General features: G+C 75.2%; 14 protein-coding genes. 11 read left to right on the top strand and 3 right to left on the bottom strand.

Annotated features, from left to right (window positions below):
• The first annotated feature begins 27 nt into the window (after positions 1-27).
• Both M3673_RS11105 and M3673_RS11100 read left to right on the top strand, forming a co-directional pair.
• On the top strand, positions 28-696 hold the full coding sequence (locus tag M3673_RS11105; RefSeq protein WP_193661191.1) for a 1-acyl-sn-glycerol-3-phosphate acyltransferase: 669 nt from the start codon (positions 28-30) through the stop codon (positions 694-696).
• A 189-nt stretch (positions 697-885) separates the two neighbouring features.
• A complete protein-coding gene (locus M3673_RS11100) occupies positions 886-3,834 on the top strand; it encodes a M14 family zinc carboxypeptidase (RefSeq protein ID WP_251533701.1) in 2,949 nt (982 codons plus the stop codon).
• A gap of 78 nt (positions 3,835-3,912) precedes the next feature.
• On the opposite strand, the gene M3673_RS11095 is transcribed toward M3673_RS11100, so the two are convergent.
• Entirely contained in the window at positions 3,913-5,559 is a 1,647-nt protein-coding gene (locus M3673_RS11095) for an alkaline phosphatase (protein ID WP_251533699.1), read from the bottom strand.
• A 140-nt stretch (positions 5,560-5,699) separates the two neighbouring features.
• On the opposite strand from M3673_RS11095, the gene M3673_RS11090 reads away from it, so the two are divergent.
• Positions 5,700-8,960, top strand: coding sequence for an ATP-dependent DNA helicase (locus tag M3673_RS11090; protein WP_251533697.1), 3,261 nt, complete (start codon positions 5,700-5,702; stop codon positions 8,958-8,960).
• Positions 8,957-12,232, top strand: coding sequence for an ATP-dependent DNA helicase (locus tag M3673_RS11085; RefSeq protein WP_251533696.1), 3,276 nt, complete (start codon positions 8,957-8,959; stop codon positions 12,230-12,232). The genes M3673_RS11090 and M3673_RS11085 overlap by 4 nt, the downstream gene beginning before the upstream one ends.
• Here M3673_RS11085 and M3673_RS11080 read toward each other — a convergent pair.
• Positions 12,216-13,307: an FAD-dependent oxidoreductase gene (locus M3673_RS11080; RefSeq protein WP_251533694.1), complete on the bottom strand. Its 1,092-nt coding sequence runs from the start codon at positions 13,305-13,307 to the stop codon at positions 12,216-12,218. The genes M3673_RS11085 and M3673_RS11080 overlap by 17 nt on opposite strands.
• Positions 13,308-13,371: 64 nt before the next feature.
• On the opposite strand from M3673_RS11080, the gene nudC reads away from it, so the two are divergent.
• The gene (gene nudC, locus M3673_RS11075; protein ID WP_251533687.1) at positions 13,372-14,286 is read left to right on the top strand and encodes an NAD(+) diphosphatase; all 915 of its coding nucleotides are present in this window, start codon (positions 13,372-13,374) and stop codon (positions 14,284-14,286) included.
• 30 nt (positions 14,287-14,316) lie between these two features.
• On the opposite strand, the gene M3673_RS11070 is transcribed toward nudC, so the two are convergent.
• Complete coding sequence (locus M3673_RS11070; protein ID WP_056864009.1) at positions 14,317-14,562, bottom strand: mycoredoxin; 246 nt, start codon at positions 14,560-14,562, stop codon at positions 14,317-14,319.
• A 99-nt stretch (positions 14,563-14,661) separates the two neighbouring features.
• Between M3673_RS11070 and M3673_RS11065 the strand changes: the two genes are divergently transcribed.
• The 6 genes from M3673_RS11065 to M3673_RS11040 all read left to right on the top strand — a co-directional run bounded on the left by M3673_RS11065 (position 14,662) and on the right by M3673_RS11040 (position 18,385).
• The gene (locus M3673_RS11065; protein WP_193661186.1) at positions 14,662-16,701 is read left to right on the top strand and encodes an ATP-dependent DNA helicase UvrD2; all 2,040 of its coding nucleotides are present in this window, start codon (positions 14,662-14,664) and stop codon (positions 16,699-16,701) included.
• Between the two features lie 202 nt (positions 16,702-16,903).
• Complete coding sequence (locus M3673_RS11060; protein ID WP_251533674.1) at positions 16,904-17,140, top strand: hypothetical protein; 237 nt, start codon at positions 16,904-16,906, stop codon at positions 17,138-17,140.
• 146 nt (positions 17,141-17,286) lie between these two features.
• Positions 17,287-17,607, top strand: coding sequence for a WhiB family transcriptional regulator (locus M3673_RS11055; protein ID WP_056864012.1), 321 nt, complete (start codon positions 17,287-17,289; stop codon positions 17,605-17,607).
• Between the two features lie 69 nt (positions 17,608-17,676).
• Complete coding sequence (locus M3673_RS11050) at positions 17,677-17,841, top strand: hypothetical protein (protein WP_165699037.1); 165 nt, start codon at positions 17,677-17,679, stop codon at positions 17,839-17,841.
• A 32-nt stretch (positions 17,842-17,873) separates the two neighbouring features.
• The gene (locus M3673_RS11045; protein WP_193661620.1) at positions 17,874-18,137 is read left to right on the top strand and encodes a hypothetical protein; all 264 of its coding nucleotides are present in this window, start codon (positions 17,874-17,876) and stop codon (positions 18,135-18,137) included.
• Positions 18,138-18,220: 83 nt separating this feature from the next.
• The gene (locus tag M3673_RS11040; protein WP_165699038.1) at positions 18,221-18,385 is read left to right on the top strand and encodes a hypothetical protein; all 165 of its coding nucleotides are present in this window, start codon (positions 18,221-18,223) and stop codon (positions 18,383-18,385) included.
• Positions 18,386-19,211: the final 826 nt, after the last annotated feature.

The raw sequence follows: 19,211 nt of genomic DNA, 5'->3' as shown, positions 1-19,211 counted from the left end.
CCGGCCGGTAACCGCAAGACTGGCGAGGTGCTCTACCGCGTGCTCCACTCCGTCGTCCCCCCGCTGGCCCGCGCCGTGTGGCGGCCGAGGATCGAGGGGATCCACCACGTGCCGCGCTCGGGCCCCGTGATCCTGGCCAGCAACCACCTCAGCTTCATCGACTCCGTCGTCATCCCGGTGACCGCGCCGCGCAAGGTGGTCTTCCTGGCCAAGTCGGACTACTTCACCGGCACGGGGCTGCGGGGGAGCGCGCAGCGGGCGTGGTTCGAGGGTCTGGGCATGCTGCCCGTGGACCGCGACGACCCGCGGGCGGCCCTGGCCAGCCTCGACGTCGCGCTCGAGGTGCTCGGTCGGGGCGAGGCCTTCGGGCTCTACCCCGAGGGCACCCGCTCTCGCGACGGCCGGCTCTACCGCGGGCGCACGGGGGTGGCCCACCTCGCGCTGACCGCCGGGGCGCCCGTGGTGCCGGTCGGCCTCGTCGGCACCGACCGGCTGCAGCCGGTGGGGAGCTCCTGGCCGCGCCTGGCCCGGGTGACGGTGCGCTTCGGGGAGCCGATCGTCGCCGGCGACCGGTTCGCGGGGATGTCGTCGGGGCGCGCCCGGCGCGAGCTCACCGACGAGGTCATGAGGGCGGTGGCCGCCCTGTCGGGCCAGCAGGAGGCCGGGGCCTACAACGAGCGGACCCCGACGGCCTGACTGCGCGGTCCGCCTGGCGGAACGCCCGTCCACATGGCGGACAGACGGTAACCGTTGTGTTTCAGGACACGGTTCGCTGCAGATCGTCAGACATTCTGACGATCCACCGCGACGACCTCCTGTCGCGGAGGCCCCCACGACAGGAAGCGAATCCCCTTGCGCCACCGCACCCTCGCGAGCCTGAGCACCATGGCTGTCGCTGCGACGACCCTCGCGCTCCTCGCCCCCGTTGCCACCGCCGAGCCCTCGGGCCCGAGCGGGTCCTCCGCGCTGACGTCCGCCGCCGGCGGCCGGGGCGTCACCCCCGACCAGAGCGCCGCGCGCCCGAGCACGGCGGCCGCCGCGAAGCTCGCCGCCGCCGCCGAGTCGTTCGGCGAGCCGATCACGATGCCCTCGTCGTACCCCGCCCAGCCGACCCTGGAGGAGCCCGCGCCGACCGTGCCCGACGCCACCTCGGTCAACGGCACCATCTCCTACTCCGACCTCGCCCCGCGCCTCAACGAGCTGATGGCCTCCAGCGACCGGATCTCGACCCAGCTGGTGGGCACCTCCACCGAGGGCCGCGACCTCTACCTGGTCACCCTCACCGCGCCCGAGACCGAGGCCCAGACCGCCCAGCAGACCGCGTGGCGCGAGAAGATCCGCACCTCGCCCGAGGCCGCGGCCGCCGACGCGGACCTCGCGGCCGGCTACAAGACGCCGATCTGGTTCAGCGCCAACATCCACGGCAACGAGTGGGAGGGCACCGACGCGGCCATGCAGGTCATCGAGGACCTCGTCGCCGCCCCCGAGGAGGAGGTCGGCGAGCTGCTGGCCGGCCACCGGCTCTACTTCTCGCTCTCGCTCAACCCCGACGGGCGCACCAAGGCCACCCGCGCCACGGCGCTGTCGCTGGACCCCAACCGCGACATGATCACCAGCAAGACCCCCGAGTCGGTCTCCTTCGTCAAGACCGCGCAGGCGCTCCAGGCGCTCTACGCCGCCGACTTCCACGGCTACACCGGCGTGCTCCAGGTCGAGCCCTGCGGCCCGCCGCACGGCGAGAACTACGAGTACGACCTCTTCATCCCGCACGGCTACGCCGTCGCGCGCCAGGTCGAGGACGACGTCGTCGCCGCCGAGATCCCGGGCAACACCTACTACGACCCGGCGACCGACGACGACACCACCGAGAACACCGGCAAGATCAAGATCCCCTACCGCGACACCCCCGACGGCTGGGACGACTTCCCGCCGATCTTCACCGCGCAGTACGCCGCCTTCCACGGCGCCGTCACCAGCACCGTCGAGCTGCCCAAGGGCCGCACCTCGACCCCCGGCACGCCCTTCGCGTCGGTGACGACGCCCGAGGACGCCGTCATCAACACCGCGGTGGCCAAGCAGACGATGGAGTCGATGGTCGACTACGTCGTGGCCAACGACGACGCGATGCTGGCCAACCAGATCGAGATGTTCCGCCGTGGCGCGGCCGGCGCCCCCAAGGAGTCGCTGACCACCGAGACCGTCGACGCCGTCGAGGGCCCCGACGAGTGGAAGCCGCTGTGGGACTCCGTCGACGACCAGGACCCGGTCGTGCTCCCGCGCGCCTACGTCATCCCCGTCGGTGCCGCCCAGCGCTCGCGCAGCGACGCCGCCCGTGTCGTGCAGCAGCTGCTCTTCAACGGCGTGGAGGTCGGCACGCTCGACCGCGCCACGACCGTCGACGGCACGACCTACCCCGCCGGCTCCTACGTCGTCGACATGCACCAGCCGCTGCGCGGCATGGCCAACGTGCTGCTCGACCTGGGCTCCGACATCTCCGACAAGGTGCCGTCGATGTACGACATCTCCGCCTGGAGCTACTCCTACCTGTGGGGGGCCACCGTCGACAAGGTCGGCCTCACCACCGACGCGCCGCTCGGCGCCACCACGCCGGTGACCGACGCGACCCCGACCGGCTCCGTGCCGGCCGAGGGCCAGCACCTCGTGCTCGACGTCGCGGGCGTCGCCGACTTCCAGGCGCTCAACGCGCTGCTGGAGGAGGGCGTGACCGTCTCCATGCTCGAGGACGGCTCCGCCGTCGTCGGGCCCGAGGACCGTGACGCCGCCGCCGCCGTCGCCGAGGACCTCGGCGTGCGGTTCACCCGCGCCCGCGCCGCCGACCTCGACGCCCTCGACGACGAGGCCACCAAGGGGCTCGACGACCTCACCATCGCCTACACCGGCACCCAGGACGACAAGCTCTCGCTGCTCGAGCTCGGCTTCGACGACCTCGTGCCGGTCACCGCGGCCGGCCTGGCCACCGACGCCTCCGTGCTCGCCGACGCCGACGTGCTCTGGGTCGGCGGGGCGCTGAGCTTCACCGAGGCCCAGGCGCCCGGCCTGACCGCGCTGGAGGCCTGGCTCGACGAGGGCCACGGCGTCGTGGGGCGCGGCACGGCCGGCTACAACGCCGCCGCGCTGCTCGGCCTCGTCTCGGCCACCCCGGTCGCCGGCAACCGCTCCGGCAACGGGATCGTCGCGGTCGACACCCCGGCCGGCTCGGCGCTCGCGCCGTACGCGCAGGAGGCGTCGTTCATCTACCCCGCGCTGTCCTTCGCCAGCCTCGGCGAGGGCACGACGGCCGAGCAGACCTACGCCGCCGACCCGCTGCTCGCGGGTCACTGGCGCCCCACGGCCGAGGGCAGCCCGGTGGGCGGTCCGGCCGAGGCGGCCGGCAAGGCCTCGGTCATCTCCGGTGAGGCCGCCAGCGGCGCCAAGGGCATGGTCTTCGGCACCTCGGTGTTCTTCCGCACCCACCCCAAGGGCGGGCTGAGCCAGGCCGCCCGCGGCCTGTTCTGGGCCGCCCCCGCCGGCGAGGAGGTCGCGCCGGCCAAGGCGACGTCGACCACGCGCCTCACCGCGCGCAAGGCCGGCACGGTCAAGGCCTCGGCCACCGTGCGGCTGTCCTTCAACTTCGGCGAGGCCGTGGGCACCGTGCAGCTGCGCGAGCGCGGCGAGGGTGTCGTGCGCACCGTGCGGATCACCCGCGCCGACGAGGGATCCAAGAAGGTGACGGTGCGCCTGGGGCGCGGTCGTCACGTGCTGCGGGCGGTCTTCCCGGCCACCGAGCAGGTCGAGCGGAGCGCCTCGCGCACCGTGGTGGTGCGCCTGCCCTGACCCGGGCGCGCACCGCGACGCAGGCAGGACACCGGGAGCCGGCACCCCACGCGGGGTGCCGGCTCCCGGCGCGTGCGCTCAGGCCTGCTGGAGGCCGGGGCGGCCCGCCTCGACCACGAAGGACTGCCGCGTCGACACCGGGGCGCCGGGGCGGCGTACGTAGGGCAGGACCTTGAAGTCGGCGCGCAGGCTGTCGCGGCCGATCTCGGTCATGACGTAGCCGCGCTGGCTGTTGGCGAACCTGATGTGCGGGTTCTCGCGCAACTGGGTGTCGGTCGCGGCGGTGGTGTCGGAGCCGTCGCCGCCGCTGGTGACCGAGGAGCACACGAGCTCGGCCGCGCGCACGGCCGAGTCGGGGTCGTCGAAGTCGGCGAGCACGTCGTTGGCGTAGTGGCGGTGCACGTCGCCGGTGAGCACCACGGTGTTGGCGTCGGCCGGCAGGGCGTCGACGAGGCGCTGGCGGGCGGGGGCGTAGCCGTCCCAGCCGTCCATCGACAGCGACCGCGTGGGGCCGGCGGTGAAGTCGCGGCGGGCGAAGAAGACCTGCTGGCCCAGCAGGTCCCAGGTGGTGGTGGAGGCGGCGAGACCCTCGACGAGCCACCGCTCCTGGGCGTCGCCGCAGAGGGTGCGCGAGGGGTCGAGCGCCTCCTGGCAGTCGACCGCGGTGCCGTCGCCGCAGGCCTGGTCGTCGCGGTACTGCCGGGTGTCCATCATGTGGAAGGTGGCCAGGTCGCCCCACTGCACGCGGCGGTAGAGCTGGAGGTCGATGCCCTGCGGCACCGACGTGCGGCGCAGCGGCATGTTCTCGTAGTAGGCCTGGAAGGCGGCGGCGCGACGGGCCAGGAAGCCCGGCTGCGGCACCGCCGGCTTCTCGGGTACCTCGTCGGCCCAGTTGTTGTCGACCTCGTGGTCGTCCCACACCACGACCCAGGGTGCTGCGGCGTGGGCGGCCTGCAGGTCGGCGTCGGTCTTGTACTGCGCGTGGCGCTGGCGGTAGCCGGCCAGCGTCTCGGTCTCGGGGCCCTCGTGGTCGCGCACGTTGCCCGGCGCCACGACGTAGTCGTCCTTCGTGTACTCGTAGAGGTAGTCACCGAGGTGCAGCACCAGCTCGGGCTGCTCCTCGGCCAGGCGCCGGTAGGCGGTGAAGAAGCCGTGCTCGTACTGCGAGCAGGAGGCGAAGGCCATGCTGAGCGAGGCCGGCGAGGAGTCGTACGCCGGGGCCGTGCGGGTCAGGCCCGTGGGGGAGACCCACCGCTCGGCCGCGAAGCGGTACCAGTAGGGCCGGGCGGGCGAGAGGCCCTGGACCTCGACGTGGACGCTGTGGCCGGCGTCGGGGCCGGTGCGGGCCACGCCGCGGCGCACGACCCGGCGGAAGCGCTCGTCGGTGGCGACCTCCCACCGCACCGCGACCTCGCGGGCGGGCATGCCGCCCAGGCCGTCGGCGGCCAGCGGCTCGGGGGCCAGCCGGGTCCACAGGACGACCCCGTCGGGCAGCGGGTCGCCGGAGGCGACGCCGAGGGTGAAGGGGTCGCGGCTCAGCGGCCGGGCCGGGGCGGCGGCGGCCCCGGGCAGCCAGGCGGCGGGGACCAGCGTGCCGGTGAGGGTGGCACCGAGCCCGACGCCGGCGCCGAGGGCGGTGCCCACGACGGCGCGGCGGGTGGGGCCGGTGAGGGCGGGGCCGGTGAGGGCGGGGCCGGTGAGGGCAGGGCGGGGTGAGGCGTTCATCTGGGTGCTCCCGAGAGGGTGGTGCGGATGTCGGCGCGGCTCACGCTGTCGACCCCGGGGGCCCTGGCGGTGGCCCGGTGGTGACGGGTCGGGGGCGGGCGCGCGAACGGCTGTCGGCGCCGGGTGCTGAGATGGGGCCCGTGACCCGCCCGCCCCGCCCGGACCGTCCGGCCACCCCGCGCTACCACCTCGTGCACGAGCACGCGGAGGCCCCGGTGCCGCGCCTCGACGCCGAGCAGCAGCGCGTGGTCGACCACGCCGGCGGGCCGCTGCTGGTGCTCGCCGGGCCGGGCACGGGCAAGACCACGACGCTGGTCGAGGCGATCGTGCGACGCGTCGACGACGGGGCGCGGCCCGACGAGGTGCTGGCGCTGACCTTCTCGCGCAAGGCCGCCGACCAGCTGCGCGACCGGGTCACGGCCCGGCTGGGGCGCACCATGGCGACGAGCCTGAGCTCGACCTTCCACTCCTTCGCCTACGCGCTGATCCGGCAGTACGCGCCGGCGGAGCTCTACGACGCCCCCCTGCGTCTGCTGAGCGCCCCCGAGCAGGACGTCGTGCTGCGCGAGCTCCTCGTCCCGACCCCCGAGGCCGTGGCCTGGCCCGAGGGGCTGCAGCGGGCGCTCGGCACCCGCGGCTTCGCACGCGAGGTGCACGCCGTGCTGTCGCGGGCCCGGGAGAAGGGGCTCGACGGCGCGGAGCTGGCGCGCCTCGGGCAGGTCCACGGCGCCCCCGAGCTGACCGCGGCCGGGCTCTTCCTCGACCAGTACCTCACGGTGCTCGACACCCAGGGCGCCACCGACTACTCCGACCTGATCCGGCGGGCGACCCTCGAGGCTGAGGTCCACCGCGAGGAGCTGAGGCGCCGCTTCTCCCACGTCTTCGTCGACGAGTACCAGGACACCGACCCCGGTCAGGTGGCGCTGCTGCGAGCGCTGGCCGGCGACGGTCGCGACCTCACCGTGGTGGGCGACCCGCACCAGTCGATCTACGCCTTCCGCGGCGCCGAGGTGCGCGGCATCCTCGACTTCCCGACCAGCTTCCCGCGCCGCGACGGCAGCCCGGCCGAGGTCGTCGCGCTGCGCACCACCCGACGCTTCGGCCCGCGGCTGCTCGTCGCCTCCCAGCGCGTCGCCGGGCGCCTCGGGCTCCCCGGCAGCATCGACGAGCAGGCCCGCGAGGCCTTCCTGCACCCGGTGGCCGAGCCCGGTCGGCTCGGCGAGGGCCGCGTCGTCGTGCGCACCTTCGACACCGACCGGGCCGAGTCCGAGCACCTCGCCGACCTGCTGCGGCGCGCCCACCTCGAGGACGGCGTGGCGTGGGACGACATGGCGGTGCTCGTGCGCTCGGGCCGCACCTCGCTGCCCCCGCTGCGCCGGGCCCTGGGGGCGGCCGGGGTGCCGGTGGAGGTCGCCAGCGACGAGGTGCCGCTCGTGCGCGACCCCGCGGTGCTGCCGCTGCTCGACGCGCTGCGCGCCGTGGTCGACCTCGGGGTCGCCGACCCCACCGCGCCCGACCACCTCGACCCCGGCCGGGTCGAGGCGCTGCTCGTGGGACCGCTGGGCGGTCTCGACGCCGGCGACGTGCGCCGGCTGGGCCGTCAGCTGCGGGTGCGCGAGAAGCACCGGGCGCTGACCGAGGACCGGGCGCCCCGCCCCTCCCGGGAGCTGGTGCGGCTGGCCCTGGTCGAGCGGGGGTTCCTCGACGGGCTCGAGGGGGGCGAGGTCACCCGGGCCCGGGCCCTGCACGCGCTGCTCGCCTCCGCCCGCGACGACCTCGCGGCCGGCTTGAGCGCCGAGGAGCTGCTGTGGGGCCTGTGGTCGGGCACCGGCTGGCCGGCCCGGCTGCGACGCGCGGTCGAGCAGGGCGGGGCCCCGGCCCGTCGCGCCCACCGCGACCTCGACTCGGTCTGCGCCCTCTTCGACGTCGCCGCGCGCGCCGAGGAGCAGCGCGACCACCGCGGCGTCCGCTCCTTCCTCGCCACCCTGGTGGCCCAGGAGATCCCGGCCGACACCCTCGCCGAGCAGGGCACCCGGGGCGCCGCCGTGCGGCTGCTGACGGCCCACCGCTCCAAGGGGCTGGAGTGGCGCCTGGTCGTGGTCGCCCACGTGCAGCAGGACGCCTGGCCCGACCTGCGGCGGCGCACCACCCTGCTGCAGGCCGACCGCATCGGCGAGGGCGAGCTCGTGCCGCCGGTCTCCGCGCGCGAGCTGCTGGCCGAGGAGCGTCGCCTCTTCTACGTCGCCTGCACACGCGCGCGGCAGCGGCTCGTGGTCACCGCCGTCGCCTCCCCGGAGGACGACGGCGAGCAGCCCTCCCGCTTCCTCGACGAGCTCGGCGTCAGCGTCGAGGCCGTGGTGGGACGACCCGAGCGCCCGCTGTCGATGGACGGCCTGGTGAGCGAGCTGCGACGCACCGTCGCCGACCCCGCGACCACGCCCGCGCTGCGCGACGCCGCCGCGCGACGGCTGGCGCGGCTCGCGGGGGAGAGCGCCGGCACCCGGCCGCTCGCCCCGCACGCCGACCCGGCGAGCTGGTGGGGCACCCGCGCCGCCACCCGCTCGGTGCAGCCGGTGCGTGACCCCGACCGGCCGGTGCCGATCTCGGCGAGCGTGCTCGAGGCCCTCCAGACCTGCCCGATGCGGTGGTTCCTGGAGCGCGAGGCCGGGGGAGCGGCCCGCTCCCACCAGTCGGCCAACCTGGGCAAGATGCTCCACGCCCTGGCCGAGCGCGTCGCCACGGGGGAGCTGGCGGCGGGGCCCGACGACGTCGACCTGCTGATGACCCACGTCGACGCGGTGTGGGGCCGCCTGGAGTTCCGCACCCCGTGGTCGCGGGCGCGCGAGCACGCCCGGGTGAGGGTGGCGCTGGCGCGCTTCCTGCGCTGGCACCACACCAACGCCCGGCGGCTGCTGCAGACCGAGGCGCGCTTCTCCACCGTGGTCGACCTCCCCGACGGCGAGCAGGTGCTGCTCAACGGCTACGCCGACCGTCTCGAGCTCGACCACGACGGGCGCGTCGTCGTGGTCGACCTCAAGACCGGGCGCACCGCCCCCTCGACCTCCTCGGTGCAGGAGCACGTGCAGCTCGCCCTCTACCAGTACGCCGTGGACAGCGGCGCCGTCGACGCGGTGCTGCCCGAGGACGAGCACGGCGTCGCTGGCGGTGCCGAGCTGGTGCAGCTGGGCGCCCTCGACGACACCGAGCACGCCGTCGTCCAGCCGCAGGACCCCCAGCCCGCCGGCAGCCGGGGCCGCGAGGCCCTGCGCGACAAGCTCGCCCACGGCGCGGTGATGCTGCGGCGCGAGTCCTTCCCCGCCGTGGTGGGCCAGCACTGCCGCGACTGCGACTTCGTGGCGATCTGCCCGATCAAGGGCGCCGGGGCGGTGACCGCCTCGTGAGCGCGATCCCGCCGATCCCCCCGACCCCCGGCACGGGCCGCGCGCCGCTGCGCATCGACACCCCGGCCGACCTGCAGCGGGTGATGCAGACCGACTACGCGCCCAGCGACCAGCAGTGGGCCGCGATCTCGGCCCCGCTGGCCCCCGGCGTGGTCATCGCCGGCGCCGGGTCGGGCAAGACCACCCTCATGGCGGCGCGGGTGGTCTACCTCGTCGTCACCGGGCAGGTGCGCCCCGAGCAGGTGCTGGGCCTGACCTTCACCACCAAGGCGGCCAGCGAGCTGCGCCAGCGGATCCGGGCCGCGCTGCGCACCGCGGGCGTGCTCGACGAGCCGATGACACGGGGCGGCGCGCGCGACGACGACGCCGTCGAGGAGGTCCTCGAGCCCAGCGTGCTCACCTACAACGCCTACGCCGCCAACCTGCTCACCGAGCACGGCCTGCGCATCGGCCACGAGCCCGACACCCGCGTCATCACCGACGCCGCGCGCTACCAGCTCGGTGCCCGCGTCGTGGAGCGCTCCACCGGCGACATCCACCAGCTCACCGACCACCCGCCCACCGCGATCCAGAACCTCCTCGCCCTCGACAGCGCCATGAGCGAGCACCTCGTCGGCCCCGACGACGTCCGCCGGGTGGACGCCGAGGCCCGGGCGGGGTTCGCGGCCGCCCTCGCCGCGGAGCGCGCCGGCAAGGACCGCACGACCTACCGCAAGCCCGTCGAGGCCGCGCTCTCGGCCATCGACCGTCGCGGCGAGCTGCTCGAGCTCGTGGCCGGCTACCGTCGGCTGAAGGCCGAGCTCGGCCTGATGGACTTCTCCGACCAGATCGAGCTGGGGGCGCGGCTGGCCAGCGAGCAGCCCGACGTGGGCCTCGCGCAGCGCGCGGCCTTCCGGGTCGTGCTGCTCGACGAGTACCAGGACACCTCGGTCGCGCAGGCGACCATGCTCTCCCGGCTCTTCTCCGGGCCCGACGAGGCCCGCGGCCGAGGGCACGCCGTCACCGCGGTGGGCGACCCCAACCAGGCGATCTACGGCTGGCGCGGCGCGTCGGTCTCCAACATCCTCAACTTCGCCGACACCTTCCCCGCGGCACGCGGGGGCGCGGTGCCGGTGCTGCCACTGACGGTCAACCGGCGCTCCGACGCGCGCATCCTCGAGGTCGCCAACGCGCTGGCGGCCCCCCTCTACGAGCGCTACGACCAGGTGGAGCCGCTCCAGGCCAAGCCCGGCGCGGAGCCGGGCGTCGTGGGCGCCGAGGTGCTCGAGACCCACGCCGACGAGCTGGCCCGCCTCGTGGAGGACGTGCAGGCGGTCCACGGCGGCGAGCGCGGCACGACCTGGAGCGACATCGGCGTGCTCACCCGCGACAACGCCCACGCCGCCGAGGTCTTCGACGCCCTGTCGGGGGCCGGGGTGCCCGTCGAGATCGTCGGTCTCTCCGGCCTGCTGCGGCTGCCCGAGGTGGCCGAGGTGGTCGCGGTGCTGCACCTGCTCCACGACGTGACCGCCAACGCCGCGCTGCTCACGCTGCTCACCGGGCCGCGGTGGGCGATCGGTGCGCGCGACCTGCGCCTGCTGGGCCAGCGGGCCGACGAGATCGCCGGCCGGGGCGGGCGGGGCGCCGAGGCCGGCTCGGTGACCGACCACCTGCTCGACATCGCCGACGGCATCGACCCCGCCGAGGTGGCCTGCCTCGACGACGCCCTGGCCGACCCCGGCGACCTGCCGTTCTCCGAGGAGGCCCGCGAGCGCTTCGCGCTGCTCGGCGCGGAGCTGCGCCTGCTGCGCTCGCACGTCGGCGAGCCCCTGCTCGACGTCGTGCGCCGCATCGTCGACCTCACGGGCGTCGACGTGGAGCTCGCCTCCGCCGTCGACCCGGCCGCGCTCTCGCGGCGCGACAACCTCGACCTCTTCGTGCGCGCCGTGGCCGACTTCCAGGCCGTCGACGGCGACGTGGGCCTCCCGGCGCTGCTGGCCTACCTCACCGCCGAGGACGATCAGGGCAACGGCCTCGACGTCGCCACGCCGACCCTGGCCGACTCGGTCAAGCTGCTCACGGTGCACCGCTCCAAGGGTCTGGAGTGGCACGCGGTCTTCCTCGTCGGGGTCTGCGAGACCCGCTTCCCCTCCAACCGCTCGCGCACCCTGTGGACCTCCTCGCCCAGCGTGCTGCCCGCCCCGCTGCGCGGCGACGCTCCGGACCTGCCGCAGCTCGCCGGCCACGACAAGGCGGCCCTCGACGCCTACCGCGCCGACACGCGCGCCCACGACGCCGAGGAGGAGCTGCGCCTGGGCTACGTCGCCTTCACCCGCGCCGCGCACGTGCTGTCGGTCACCAGCTACTGCTGGACCTCTCGCACGACCCCCTTCGGACCCTCAGCCTACCAGCGGGTGGTCGCCGAGAGGGTCGAGGCCTGGGGAGAGCCGCCGCGGCCGTGGCGGGAGAAGCCGGTGAAGGGCGACCCCAACCCCTACGACGCGGTCGACCCGTCGCGCCCGTGGCCGAGCACGGCCGTGGGCCGCGAGGCAGCCCTGCGCCGGGAGGCGGCCGAGCGGGTGCGCACGGCCGTGGTGGGCGCGCCCGACCTCGGCCTCGACATGATCGAGGCGGCCCGGGTCGCGGAGTGGGACGCCGAGCTCGACCGGCTGCTCGCCGAGGCCCGGCGCGACCGCTCCGAGCACGTCGCGGTCCCGCTGCCCTCGAGCCTGTCGGCCACGGCGGTCTCCCGGCTGCGCGAGGACCCCGAGGCCTTCGCCCGCGACCTGGCCCGTCCGATGCCGCGCCCGCCCTCGGCCGCGGCCCGCTTCGGCACCCGCTTCCACGCCTGGGTCGAGGCGCGCTTCGGCCAGCAGGACCTCTTCGACTACGGCGACCTGCCCGGGCGCGCCGACGCCGGCATCGACGACGACGCCGACCTCGAGGCGCTGGTCGCGACCTTCGAGTCCGGTCCCTTCGCCACCCGGGTGCCCCACCAGGTGGAGGCCCCCTTCGCCCTGGTGCTGGCCGGTCAGGTCGTGCGCGGGCGCATCGACGCCGTCTACGCCGAGCCCGACGGGGGCTGGCTGCTGGTCGACTGGAAGACCGGTCGCGCCGAGGCCACCGACCCGTTGCAGCTGGCGCTCTACCGCCTGGCCTGGGCCGAGCTCCACGGCGTGGCGCCCGAGCAGGTGCGAGCCGCGTTCTACCTCGTGCGCACCGGCAGCGTGGTCGAGCCCGCCGACCTGCCCGGCCGCGAGGAGCTGGAGGCGCTGCTCAGCCCGTCGCGGTGAGCGCGGCCCCGGCCTCCCGGCCCTGCAGCAGACGCAGCACGGCGAGCGCGGCGGACCGCCCGGCGCGGTTGGCGCCGATGGTGCTGGCCGAGGGCCCGTAGCCGACCAGCTGCACCCGCGGATCGGTCACGACGGTGGTGCCGTCGACGGCGATGCCGCCGCCGGAGCCACGCAGACCCAGGGGTGCGAGGTGGGACAGCTCGGCGCGGAAGCCGGTGGCCCACAGGAGGGCCTGGGCCGGCTCGAAGGACCCGTCGGCCCAGCGGAGCCCGTCGGGCTCGATGCTGCGGAACACCGGCCGTCGCTCGTAGGCGCCGAGCGCGGCCGCCGCCTGCTCCTGGGGCCGCAGGGCCAGCCCGGTCACGCTCACCACGCTGGCGGGCGGCAGCCCGCGGCGTACGCGCTCCTCGACCAGGGCGACCGCGGCGCGGCCGGCCTCCGGGGTGAGGTCGTCGGTGCGCCAGACCGGGGGGCGGCGGGTGACCCAGAGGGTGTCGGTGACCGGGGCGAGCTCGCCGAGCAGCTGCACAGCGGAGGCCCCGCCGCCGACCACGACGGTGCGCCTCCCGCGCAGCGCCTCGGGCCCGCGGTAGTCGTGGGTGTGCAGCTGCAGCCCGCGGAAGGTCCGCGCGCCGGGGTAGGCGGGCACGAACGGTCGGCTCCACGTGCCGGTCGCGTTGACCAGGGTGCGGGTGGTCCAGGTGCGGTCGCCGGCCACGACCCGCAGCGGGCCGCCGGGGTCGTCGGGGTCGGCCGGCTCGACGCGCTCGACCCGCACCGGCCGCACCACGGGCAGGGCCTGCTCACGCTCGTAGGCGGCGAACCACGCGGGCACGACCAGGTTGGCCCGCTCCTCGCCGGGCCGCGGCGCGGGGGAGTCGGGCAGGTCGGCCACGCCGTGCACGTCGCGCATGGTCAGGGTGTCCCAACGGTGCTGCCAGGCACCGCCGGGCGCGGTCTCGGCGTCGAGGACGACGTGGCGCAGACCGAGCCGGCGCAGGTGGTGGGAGGCCGACAGGCCGGCCTGGCCGGCGCCCACGACCACCGCGTCGAGGAGGGTCCCGGGCGCTGCCATGTCGGGAGAACGCCGCGACGGGCCCGAGGCTTCCCGGGTTGTCCGGGCGGCCTAGGGTCGCTGCGTGACCGCTCCCCACACGCTGCTGACCGTCGACGCGCACGACCGGGCGTCGGTGCGCAGACGTGACGAGGCCTGGCTCGAGCAGCAGTGGGCCGACCCGGCGACCCGGGTGCTGGTGGTGGCGGGCGCGCAGGTGCGCCCGCGGGGCGGCCGGATCGACTGGGTGCGACCCGACGAGACCCCTGACGGGCTGCGGGTGCTGCTGGGCGAGCGCGACGACCGGGCGTGGTTCGCCCTGGTCACCGACCGTCCCGACCCCGACGAGCCGGGGTGGGCCGGGCTGCGCGACCTGCTGCCGCTGCTGGCCGGCGACGCACCGGAGTCGCGCGCCGACGCCCCGCTGCTCTTCCACGCCCTCGGCATCGCCGAGTGGTTGGCCGTGACCCGCTTCTGCCCCCGCGACGGCACCCCGCTGGAGCCGCGCGCCGCCGGGCACGAGCTCACCTGCCTTCGCTGCGGGCGCACCCAGTTCCCCCGCACGGACGCCGCGGTGATCATGCTGGTCACCCACGGCGAGCCCGGTGCCGACGACGAGCTGTGCCTCCTGGGGCGCCAGCGGGTCTGGCCGCGCGGACGCTTCTCGACCCTGGCGGGCTTCTACGAGCCCGGGGAGAGCCTCGAGGACGCCGTGCGTCGCGAGGTGGCCGAGGAGACCGGGGTCGAGGTGGGCGAGGTGTCGTACTTCGGCAACCAGCCCTGGCCGATGCCCGCGAGCCTCATGGTGGGCTTCGTGGGCCGCGCCACGAGCACGCGGATCGAGGTCGACGAGGTCGAGATCGAGGAGGCGCGCTGGTTCACCCGCGCCCAGATGCTGGAAGAGACCCGCGCCGGCACGCTCGTGCTGCCCGGCGGGGTCTCCATCAGCCGCTCCCTCGTGGAGCACTGGTACGGCGGGCCGCTGCCCGGCCAGTGGTGAGCCGGCCGGGCGGGTGGTCCGCCGTCGCGCTCAGGCCAGCGCGGCCAGCTTCTCCTTGACCTGCGCCAGCGAGGGGTTGGTCTGCGACGTGCCGTCGCTGAAGACCAGCGTGGGCACGGTCTGGTTGCCGTTGTTGGCCTGCTCCACGATCAGCGCCGCGTCGGGCTGCTGCTCGATGTCGACGACGTCGTAGGAGATGCCCTCACGGTCCAGCTGGCTCTTGAGGCGGTGGCAGTAGCCGCACCAGGGGGTGGAGTACATCGTGAACGAGCTCATCTGGGACTGTCGCCTCCGACATCTAGGGTGGTCACGACGCCCGAGGCGGGCGTCGTCGTACCTGTCGTCAACCAGCCTGCCCCAGGAGTTGTTCCCCTCGTGACCCGCCCCGCCGACCTCCTCGACGCCCTCGATCCCGAGCAGCGCCAGGTCGCCGAGACGCTGCGCGGACCGGTGCGCGTCCTCGCCGGCGCGGGCACCGGCAAGACCCGGGCCATCACCCACCGCATCGCCCACGGCGTGGCCTCGGGGGTCTACGTGCCCACCGAGGTCCTGGCGGTCACCTTCACCACCCGCGCGGCGGGGGAGATGCGCCAGCGGCTGCGGGTGCTGGGCGCCGGGGGAGTCCAGGCGCGCACCTTCCACGCCGCCGCGCTGCGCCAGCTCCGCTACTTCTGGCCCCAGGTCCAGGGCACCGAGCTCCCGGCGCTCACGGAGTCCAAGATCCCCCTGCTCGCGGGCGCCGCGCGACGCCACCGCATCAACGCCGACCAGGCGCTGCTGCGCGACCTGGCCTCGGAGGTGGAGTGGGCCAAGGTGAGCAACGTCCACCCCGACGACTACGCCCGGGTCGCCACCCAGCGCGGCCGCACGGTGACCGGCCACGACGCCGAGACCGTGGGACGGATCTTCTCCAGCTACGAGGAGGTCAAGCGTGGGCAGGGCCGCATGGACATGGAGGACATCCTGCTGCTCACGGCCGGGCTGCTCGCCGAGGACGAGCGGGTCGCGGCCCAGGTGCGCCGGCAGTACAAGTGGTTCGTCGTCGACGAGTTCCAGGACGTCTCGCCGCTGCAGTCGGCCCTGCTCGACCTGTGGCTCGGCGGTCGCGACGAGCTGTGCGTGGTCGGCGACCCCGCCCAGACCATCTACTCCTTCGCCGGCGCCGACGCGCGCTACCTGCGCGAGTTCCCCCAGCGCCACCCCGGCACGACGTCGGTGGAGCTGGTGCGCAACTACCGCTCCACCCCGCAGGTCGTGGGTGCGGCCAACACGCTGCTGGCCGGGTCGGGCAGCGAGGGCGTCTCGCTGCAGGCCCAGCGCCCGGGCGGCGCCGCCGTGCGCTACGCCCCCCACCCCGACGAGGTCGCCGAGGCCGAGGCCACCGCCGCCCGCATCCTTGCGCTGCGCGAGAGCGGCCACCCGATGTCGGAGGTCGCGGTGCTCTTCCGCATCAACGCGCAGTCCGAGGCCTACGAGGAGGCGCTCTCGGCGCGCTCCATCCCTTACGTCGTGCGCGGCGCGGCACGGTTCTTCGACCGCCCCGAGGTGCGCGAGGCCGTCACCCGGCTGCGCGGCACCGCCCGCTCCAGCGCCGAGGTCACCGACCCCGACGAGATCGTCGAGGTCGTGCGGGCCACGCTGGCCGCGATGGGCTGGACCGACCAGCCGCCCACCGCCCGCGGGCAGACCCGCGACCGGTGGGAGTCGTGGCAGGCCCTCGTCGACCAGGCGGCCGAGCACGCCGGCCAGCCCGGCGCCTCCCTCGGGGCCTTCGTCGACGACCTCGACCGCCGTGCGGCCGAGCAGCACGCGCCGGTGGCCGACGGGGTCACGCTGGCCACCTTCCACGCCGCCAAGGGCCTGGAGTGGGACGCCGTCTTCCTGTGCGGCCTGCAGGACGGCACGATGCCGATCACCTACGCCGAGACCCCCGAGGCGGTCGAGGAGGAGCGCCGCCTGCTCTACGTCGGCATGACCCGCGCCCGCGCGGAGCTGAGCCTGTCGTGGTCGCTGGCCCGCAACCCCGGCGGCCGGGCCTCGCGCAAGCCCTCGCGCTTCCTCGACCCGCTCCTGCCCGACCAGTCGCGCCCGACCGGCGGGCCCGGTCGCGCCCGCAAGGCGATGACCTGCCGCGAGTGCGGCCAGCCGCTGTCGACCGCGGCGGAGAAGAAGACCGGGCGCTGCGTCGACTGCCCCGCCTCCTACGACGAGGCGCTCTACGAGCGGCTGCGCGACTGGCGTCGCGAGCGGGCGGGGGAGGAGAGCGTGCCGGCCTTCGTGGTCTTCAGCGACGCCACCCTGCAGCTGGTCGCCGAGCTGCGCCCGAGCACCCCCGAGGCGCTGCTGCGCATCAGCGGGATCGGCCGGTCCAAGGTGGAGAAGTACGGCGAGGACGTGCTCGCCCTGCTCTCCTGACCCGCCCCGCGCGGCCCCCCCGGCAGGCCCTCGGGGGCGCCCCGCCAGCCCTGCTCAGCGGGCCACGGAAGAAAACCGGGAAATAGTCATAAAATGGTTTGCTCCTTACAGGAGCAGCCCGGTAGTTTCCTCACCACACGACCAGCAGCGCACCACGGCCCTGACGAAGCCGGCGCACGACGCACCGAAGGAGGTGGCCCCGATGGCCAGCAACAAGTTCTGGATGACGGCTCAGACCCCGTCCCGCTCCGCCCTGCCCGTCTGCGGCCGCACGATCGCCTTCACCGCGTCGACCCAGGGGACCACTGTGTCCTCCGCCGCCGTGTCCTCCGCCGTCGTGTCCGTCGCCGCCGAGCGCCAGGGCGTCGTCGCGGGCGATCTGGCCTTCGGCCACGCCTACATCCCGGGTCCCCTCGCCTGGAGTCCACCGATCTGTTGATCCTCGACAGCTCGGCAGCCTCCAGGCCGCGGAACCCGTAACCCGGGATCCGCGGCCTTTTGCATTCCCCCAGGACCCCGGGAACCCCGGGCCCCACGAACCCCCGCACCACCCAGCGACCGGTCAAGGACAAGGAGGTGACACACATGACCATCAGCGACCTCCACCGCCACGAGACGGTCGAGCCCACCCTGGGTCTGCTGCACGACCGCGCCGTCGACGTCGACGACGCACTCATGCCGTGCCGCACGAACAACCCCGAGCTCTGGTTCGCCGAGACCCCCCAGGACGTCGAGCACGCCAAGGCCCTCTGCGGCAGCTGCCCCGTCAGGCACCTCTGCCTCGACGGTGCGCTGCAGCGGCGCGAGCCCTGGGGCGTCTGGGGCGGCGAGCTCTTCCTCCAGGGCGTCGTCATCCCCCGCAAGCGGCCCCGTGGCCGTCCTCGCAAGAGCGAGGTGGCGGCCTGACCGCCGGCACCGTCCTGCTCCACCCCGACCGCACGACCCGGCACCACCCGAGACCCGAAGGATCCCGTGATGTACCCGCTCAACGACCACCTGGCCCGAGCCCAGGTCACCTCCCGCCTCGACGAGGCGCAGCGTCAGCGCCGCGGCCACGAGCTGGCCCGGGTGCACCGTCGCAGTCGGCGAGCCGAGCGCGCCGTCCAGCAGGCCCGCACCGCCCTCGCCCGCGCGCTCTGAGCGCACCGACCCGACCAGGAGGCACCACGACCATGACCACCCCGACCACGACCCGGCTCGACGCCGCGATCCGCGCAGGCAGCCACGCCGACCCCCGCACCGCCACCCACAGCGACCCGAACCGGAGCACCACGATGAATCTCATGCACGAAGAACTGGCACGCATACAAATGTCCGAGCGCCTGGGAGAGGCGCACACCCGCCGCGACCAGCGCCTGGCCAAGGCCAAGCGGCTGGCCCGCCGCTCCGAGGCGGCCGCGCAGCAGGCGCGCCTCGCCCTCGCCCGCGCGCTCTGAGCGCACGCGGCACACCGACCCGAGCCGGGCACGACCTCGTCGTGCCCGGCTCGGGCGCGTGCGACAGGTCTAGGGTCGGGGGAATGAGCACCACCTGCGACCTGTGCGGCACCGTCGAGGACGACCCGCAGCGGCTGCTGGCCTGGACGGTGTCGTTCGAGCGCGGCCGCCGCCAGGACCTCTGCGTGACCTGCGCGCGCCGCCACCTGCGCGCCCTGGAGGGCAAGCTCGACTCCGAGCACTGGTAGACGCCCCGGCCGGGCGCGCGCCCCCGGGACCCTCCGCGGGATCGTCACGTCGTGACTCGTCGGTGTTCGAGCAGCTGGTCGAGGTCTCGGGCAACCCGCCCCGGACGGTCGGTCCCCGCGAGCGCTGCCGCCACGCGGGGCTGAGTCACGTCCCCGGCCGGCCGGCCCGAGAAGTGGCGGCGTACGACGGGTCGAGGGCCGCCGGAGGTGTCGTCTCCCGCCACTTAGGGCACGTTCTGAGACCGCGGGCGCCGCCAGCACCTGCCCCGCCACGCGGGGCTGCCTCCCGTCCCTGGCCGGCCGGCCCGGGAAGTGGCGGCGTACGACGGGTCGAGGGCCGCCGGAGGTGTCGTCTCCCGCCACTTGCCGCACGATCGGTCACCTTGGTCACCGCGGTCACCGCGGTCACCTTGGTCACCGCGGTCACCGCGGTCACCGCGGTCACCGCGAGCGCCGCCAGCGTCGGCCCCGCCGCGCGGGGCTGTGTCCCGTCGCCGGCCGGCCGGCCCGAGAAGTGGCGGCGTACGACCGGTCGAGGGCCGCCGACGGTGTCGTCTCCCGCCACTACCGCACGGTCGGTCACCGCCAGCGCCGCCACCGCCGGCCCCGCCACGCGGGGCTCTGTCACGTCGCCGGCCGGCCGGCCCGAGAAGTGGCGGCGTACGACGGGTCGAGGGCGCCCGAAGGTGTCGTCTCCCGCCACTTAGCGCACTTTGGGTCACCGCGAGCACCGCCACCGCCGGCCCCGCCGCGCGGGGCTGGGTCACGTCCCCGTCGGCCGGCCCGGGAAGTGGCGGGATACGACCGGTCGAGGGCGCCCGGAGGT

The organism is Nocardioides sp. P86 (genome assembly GCF_023712465.1).
Taxonomy (GTDB): Bacteria; Actinomycetota; Actinomycetes; order Propionibacteriales; family Nocardioidaceae; genus Nocardioides; species Nocardioides kribbensis.
Note: the sequence above shows the minus strand (reverse complement) of the source record. Positions and strands in the feature narration are given on the sequence as shown.